The sequence below is a fragment of the Desulfobacula sp. genome (assembly GCF_021107415.1).
The window spans coordinates 1-6534 of the sequence record NZ_JAIOSW010000080.1; the positions used below are offsets into that span (position 1 = coordinate 1).

At 40.7% G+C, this 6534-nt stretch carries 5 protein-coding genes; 2 read left to right on the forward strand and 3 right to left on the reverse strand.

Annotated elements, in window-relative coordinates; translation table 11 throughout:
* Positions 1-380: 380 nt before the first annotated feature.
* Positions 381-1769 (forward strand): sigma 54-interacting transcriptional regulator, encoded by a 1389-nt coding sequence (locus tag K8S13_RS04175; RefSeq protein ID WP_291460679.1) that lies wholly within the window; start codon positions 381-383, stop codon positions 1767-1769.
* Positions 1770-1909: 140 nt separating this feature from the next.
* Here K8S13_RS04175 and K8S13_RS04180 read toward each other — a convergent pair whose 3' ends face one another.
* Positions 1910-3889: an RNB domain-containing ribonuclease gene (locus K8S13_RS04180; RefSeq protein WP_291460680.1), complete on the reverse strand. Its 1980-nt coding sequence runs from the start codon at positions 3887-3889 to the stop codon at positions 1910-1912.
* A gap of 91 nt (positions 3890-3980) precedes the next feature.
* Between K8S13_RS04180 and K8S13_RS04185 the strand changes: the two genes are divergently transcribed.
* A complete protein-coding gene (locus K8S13_RS04185) occupies positions 3981-4595 on the forward strand; it encodes a Smr/MutS family protein (protein ID WP_291460681.1) in 615 nt (204 codons plus the stop codon).
* Here the strand turns inward: K8S13_RS04185 and mltG are convergent, their stop codons facing one another.
* Together mltG and K8S13_RS04195 are read right to left on the reverse strand one after the other, a co-directional pair.
* On the reverse strand, positions 4596-5618 hold the full coding sequence (gene mltG / locus K8S13_RS04190) for an endolytic transglycosylase MltG (RefSeq protein ID WP_291460682.1): 1023 nt from the start codon (positions 5616-5618) through the stop codon (positions 4596-4598). It lies immediately after the preceding gene.
* 83 nt (positions 5619-5701) lie between these two features.
* Positions 5702-6534: FAD-dependent oxidoreductase (locus tag K8S13_RS04195; RefSeq protein ID WP_291460683.1), on the reverse strand; the 833-nt coding region annotated here is incomplete at its 5' end.

Consider the following 6534-nt stretch of genomic DNA (forward strand, 5'->3'; position numbering starts at 1 on the left):
AAGCACCCTGTCAGATTTTTTTTCAGCATCTTCCAATCGTTTCATCTCCTAATGTTACGGAAGCCCCTCGAAGATCCAGTTTATACCGCGCTACTTGTTCCAATCGACACCTCTTTGATGATATAGCTTTAAAGACTTAGCAATAGTGATGCCATAAAGCTCGACAAACCTTAAATCAGGCATTAATTCTATTGGCTCAATAAAGCTGATATCAATTATATCTTTTATTCAAGGGATTTAGACTTATTTATTTTCTATGAACATTTCATGCTTAATTTTATTGTTCATTCCCAACCTTGAAATTTTTTGTTGCAGGCTTATTGTTAAACTGTTAAAGATAATATTTTAACATATGTTAAATTTTAACAGGGGCATTAACTATGATTGAACACGAATTGAACAAATACTGGCAAACAGTGGTCAATTCGATTCAAGACGGAGTGATGATTGTCGACATGGACGGGATCATTGTTTCCGCCAACCAGGCTCTATGTAATATCACCGGTTACCAAAAAGAGGAACTCATCGGGAAACCGTGCACCATTTTAAACTGCGACCGGTGCGAAATTTTGCGTAGTGAGAATAAAAAACACTGGTGCCGGTTATTCGTAGATGGAGACCTTAAAATGACCCGGTGCGTCATTACGAATAAAAAAGGTAGCTACACCCATGTCCTTAAAAATGCCTCGCTTCTTTATGACGTGGAGGGCAAGCAGATGGGAGCTGTCGAAACCTTAACAGATATAACAGAGTTGGTTGAAAAGGATTTAAAAATCGAGGCGTTTCAGCGCGAACTTCGCCATGAAGACAGTTTTTACGGCATCATCGGCGCTTCTTTCCAAATACAGCAGGTTTTCGACATGATCACCAATGCCTCCCAGTCTAACGCCCCCGTAATTATTTTTGGAGAGAGCGGCACCGGCAAGGAACTCATTGCCCGGGCTATTCACTTGAACCGCTCCCGGAAAACCAAACCGTACATCAAGGTCAACTGTGCCGCACTGAATGCAAACCTGCTTGAAAGCGAGCTATTCGGGCATATCAAAGGGGCGTTCACCGGCGCCTACCAAGACCGTAAAGGCCGGTTCGAGGTGGCTTCTGGAGGCGATATCTTTCTGGATGAAATCGGAGATCTGTCGTCCACGACCCAGGTCAAGCTACTCAGAGTATTAGAAGAAAATGTTATCGAACGGGTGGGCGACAACCATCCAATCCAAGTGAATTTGAGGGTTATTACGGCCACCAATCGAAATCTTAAACAGATGGTAAAAGACGGAAAGTTTAGGAAAGATTTGTATTATCGAATCAATGTTATCCCCATTACAGTTCCGCCGCTCCGGGAAAGGCGGGGAGATATCCCCTTGCTGGCCGAGACCTTTTTCAGAAGAATTGCTTTAAAAAACGACAAGCCCATCAAGGGAATCAGCAATGTGGGTATGGATGTCCTGATGAATTACGAGTGGCCGGGGAACGTTCGTGAACTGAAAAGCGCCATGGAATACGCCTTCGTCACATGCCAGGAACCTCAAATCCACCCCAATCATCTGCCTCCGGACATTACCGGAGACTTCAGACTGTTTTCTGAACATAAACAGTTCATTCCCGATAAAAACAAAGCTAAGGAAAAAATGCTTCTGGATGCCCTGGAACAAAGCGGAGGCAATCAGACCAAGGCAGCTGAAATACTAGGAATCACACGGGTGACTGTTTGGAATCGAATGAGAAGGTATGGCATACGTTCTAGCAAGCGTTTTGCCTATCAGAAATAATTGTAGGGCAGGGTATAAAGTCATCTGGTAACCAACCAGTTTTTTCAAACAAACTAAGGTTTGCTTGAAGCGATGTGAATTTATAGAAACCATTACTACCATTGACTATAAAAAGACGTGCGTCAGCCGTGACTTTAATTTTAAACAAATAAAGAAAGCTGGTCTCTTCTGGCGTCAGCGTGTTGGATGGTCACATGGATAATGTCCCCGTGCGTAAGCTTGATGCCGCTTGAAGGAAGCTTTGCTTCAAACATGAATTCCTTGATCAGCACATTATAGTGATCCCTGTAACAATCAAGCACCAGGGCTTCATAGGTGCTACCCCTCATGGATTCCAGATACTTGATAATCCAGTATCGTTTCCGTAAAGCCTGTGCCCGGCCGGCATTGGCTATGGTCAGTGAAATGGATTGAAGAATATTTTCAAGTTCTGCCTTGGAGTAAGCTTTGTCATATCCGAAAATGGACTTTATCTGTCGCTGGGTGAGAAGATCATGATATCTTCTGATGGGAGATGTAGCGGTAACATATGCTTTGACACCCAGGCCTGAATGGACTTCCGGCTTCGTTCCAATCATGGCACGGCTCAGATGCTTTCTTTGCATGAAATTTAAAATCAAAGAGGTTTCAATGCCTTTGAAAAGTCTTTGTTTGGGGGGGGGCTGGGACCTGAAAACAGCAGGCGTATTGTTGGTTGCAAGAAACCTGGCCATCATGGAATTGGCAAAGATCATCATTTCAGAGACGAGCATGCGTGACGGATTCTCCCGATCGATTTTTGAATATCCGATTTCATAATTTTCCTCAAGCCATACATTTACTTCAGGCAGGGTGATCTGAATGGCACCGGCCTTGAGCCTTTTTTCCCGCAACAATGTCGCAATTTTATAGAGGGTGGTAATGGGGTCATTTTTTCCGTTTAACAGGTTTGCTTCGGTATAGCTCATCTGTTTATGGACCTTGATGGTGCTGGGAACAATTTCATAATCCAGGATTTCAAAAAATCGGTTCATTCTAACGATGGTGCTGATACCCGGTCTTATTTCGTTTTCTTTCAGACTACAGAGATTCTCGGAAAGATTGGGTGGTATCATGGGCAGTTTATCATCAGGCATATAAATGGAAGTGGCCCGATCCCTTGCTGCGAGATCTATTGGGTCATTGGATTTAATATAGGCATCAACATCAATGATATGTATTCCAAGTGTATATCCTGTTTCCGTATTCTCAAGGCTGATGGCATCGTCAAAGTCAAGTGTAGACTGACCGTCAATGGTGATCAAAGGAATATTTGTCAGGTCCTTTCTTAACGGGTCATTAAAAAAGTTGATTTGAGTTTTTGCCAGCTTTTTTTCCTGGTCCAGCACATCGGAAGAAAAGTCAGTGGGAATTTGTTTGGACAAAAGATTGGTGTTCTCATTTTGATTCCAGATACCTGCCTTTACAAATACATTAAATAATTGTTCAGAAGAATTAAGGGGAGACTTTTTGATAATATTTTTGGCAACCGTGGCGGAATCAGAATCATTGTTAAACAGGTAATAGGATTTTAAAACATCAATAATATCCTGATCAATAATAGTGTCACTGCCATTTTTGCTATTCAAAATATCATTGATCCAAGCCGCACCTTTCTGGATCTGGATTTGTTTTTTCTCAGCCTCTTTAATTTGTCTTTTTTTAGTTTTAATCTGTTCGGGCGTATAAGGGACAAAAAGCATTTTGTTGAATTTAAAATAGAGCCGGTCATAAAAAAAGGCACGAATAACCGCTGCTTCATGGTCTGAAGTCAGGGGGGGGTCAAAACAGAAAACGGTCATGGTTTCGATATCAATGTCTTCAGACTCTTCATGAAGAATTTCCCATAATTCCTTGATATTAATGGTCTCAGAAAGTTTTTTCCGGTTTTGTGTGAGCTGTTTTAACCGGCTGACAATCAAGTCTCTGGAAGCAGAAGCGTCAAGGCACACCTGTGATATATGAGACAATCGTTTCTCAGAAAAATTGACTTCCCGATTATTCTCATTGAGTAATCTTAATTTGCCTTTTGTTTCCTGTAATATCACAGCGCAAATGATTTTTTGCTGGTCTATATATTCTACAATATTCCCTTTTATCATGATTTTGACAATAGCAGGAAGGGGGGTGGATTGTCAAATGAACAAGCACCTAAATCTTGAAAATATAGACGCAATACTATAGAATAATTTCATGGGAAAGAAAGAGAAAAAAGATTTAAGAAAATTCAATAAAAATGATCTGCCGGTTTTTGATTCTGATCATGATTTTTTAAAAGAATTTGAAAAACCAGAAAAAATAAAATCAGATAAAAAAAAGCCGGATAAAAAAAAGATTCAAAAAGAAAGTCAACCAAATAAACATGGGGTGAAAGTGCTGGACCTGTCCGAGGATAAAAATTTTACAGAAAATAGACTGGATTTTGCTGAGCTGTTGGAGGAATCGTTTAAGAAGGGGAAAGAAAAATCTGTAAAGAAGACGTCATCCATGCCTGTAAAAAAAAGAATAAAGCGGTATCCGCCTGTTGAAGTTGAGCTGGATCTGCATGGTTACAACGCCATTGGTGCCCAGATCAAGGTCAGGTCTTTTATCCATAGCCGCAAACACCAGGGTTTTTTTACCATAAGAATCATTGTTGGCAAAGGACTTCATTCAGATCTTGGACCGGTGTTACCCGATGTTGTTGAACAGGTATTGCAGGAAATGAAAAAACAGAACCTGGTGATCTGGTATGAATGGGATAAAAAAAAGAAATCTAAAAGCGGTGCTGTGATTGTTTATCTGAAACAATTTGAACGCTTTGAATGATTATTTTTTCCTGAGCTGGTATTTTTTAACCGCCTGATTGTGTTCCCGGATAGTTTTTGAAAATTTGTGGGTCGTATCTTTTTTAGAAACAAAAAACAGATATTTACTTTTAGCGGGATATAAGGCTGCCTGCAATGACAAGGCTCCGGGGTTGGCAATGGGCCCCATGGGAAGCCCTTTGATTTGATAGGTATTATAAGGGGTTATTGTTTTGAGGTGTTTTCTTTTAATATTACCATCAAAATTTTTTATGCCGTATATGACGGTTGGATCACTTTCCAGGCGCATATTTTTTTTAAGGCGGTTATGAAAGACCGAAGAGATCAAGGGCCTTTCCTGGGCATCACCGGTTTCTTTTTCAATAATGGATGCAAGGATCACAATATCATGGACAGAAAAGCCAATAGTTTTTGTCCGGACTTGCCACTTTTCAGTGAAAATAATTTTAAAATGTTCAATCATAGTGGTAATAATATTCTCACAGGAAGTATGCTTTGGGAAAAAATAGGTGTCGGGAAAAAGGTAGCCTTCCAGTGATATGGCTTTTATCCCTAACGAGCTGATAAAGGATCTGTCATGACAAAGATCCACAAATTTTTTTTGGGTGCTAAGATTTGCCTTTTCAACTAACGCAGCGACCTCTTTGATATTTAATCCTTCCGGAAGGGTTATCCTGTATAATTTGACTTTGCCTTTTATGAGGATCTTGAGAATCTGATCAGGGGATTTTGCAGCAGAAAGAATAAATTCTCCTGCCTGAAGTTTTCTCCCGGCTTTTTTCAATTTTGTGAATAATGTAAAATATGTTTTATTTGATATAATGGATTCTATCTCAAGGTTTTTGGCAATGACTGCAAGGTTTTGACCGGGCTTGATGGTAAACACCTTTTCACCGGCACCAGGGTTGAAAGGTTCTTTAATAAAGGATGATAATTCAAGATAAAAGAAAAATCCACCACTAAACAGGAAGGCAAAGAGAACAAAAAGAGTAAAGGTTAAAATTTTTAGATTAATTTTTGGCATATTATTTTGAGGAGCATAAACAGACAAAGGGTATCGTGATACCCTTTATCTGTTATAAAATGTTTGAAATTACTATTTTAAGGTCAGTGCGCCTTTGCCATTGGAAAATCTATATCCGGATTATAGCAGATCCTGCAACAATTCAGACATCTTTCAGCTTCTTTATGGGCTGCATCCTCCTGCAGAACAAGATCAACCTCAACCATGGAATCAAGCCTTTGATTAACAGGGAGTTCCGGCATTTTTGCCCTGGGACTTTTTTTAATACCATCCACTTTCGTGAAAATAGACTCACGAATTCGTTTATGCTGTAAGGAATCTTTCAGCGGTTCAACGGGTTTTCCTTTTAGGAACAGGTCAATAGACCGGGCGGCACGCCGCCCACCGCCAATGGCGTCTACAACAAGAGATGGTCCGGTGGCCGCGTCCCCTGCCGTAAAAATATAGGGTATGGAGGCCTGCATGGTTTCCGGATCATTATCAATGGTGTTCCATCGGGTCAGTTCCAGTTCAGCCATTCTTGGATGGGGATATTGTTCTTTAAAAGAGGCATCCGGTGATTGACCAATGGCGGTAATAATCATATCTATTTTAAGAAGGGTTTCAGACCCTTCAATGGGTTCAGGACGTCGTCTGCCGCTGGCATCGGGTTCTCCCAGTTGCATTTTAAGATATTCAAGATGGGTAACCCTGTCGCTTTCATCACCTATCACTTTTGTGGGTGCCGCCAGGAAAACAAATTCAATACCTTCTTCTTCAGAGGCAACAATTTCAACTTCATTGGCCGGCATCTCTTTCCGGGTTCTTCTGTAAACCATGTAGACTTTGTCAAGACCAAGTCTTAAAAGAGTTCTTGCACAGTCAACAGCTGTATTTCCCCCACCGATAATAGCGGCAGTTTTCCCCAATTTTATTT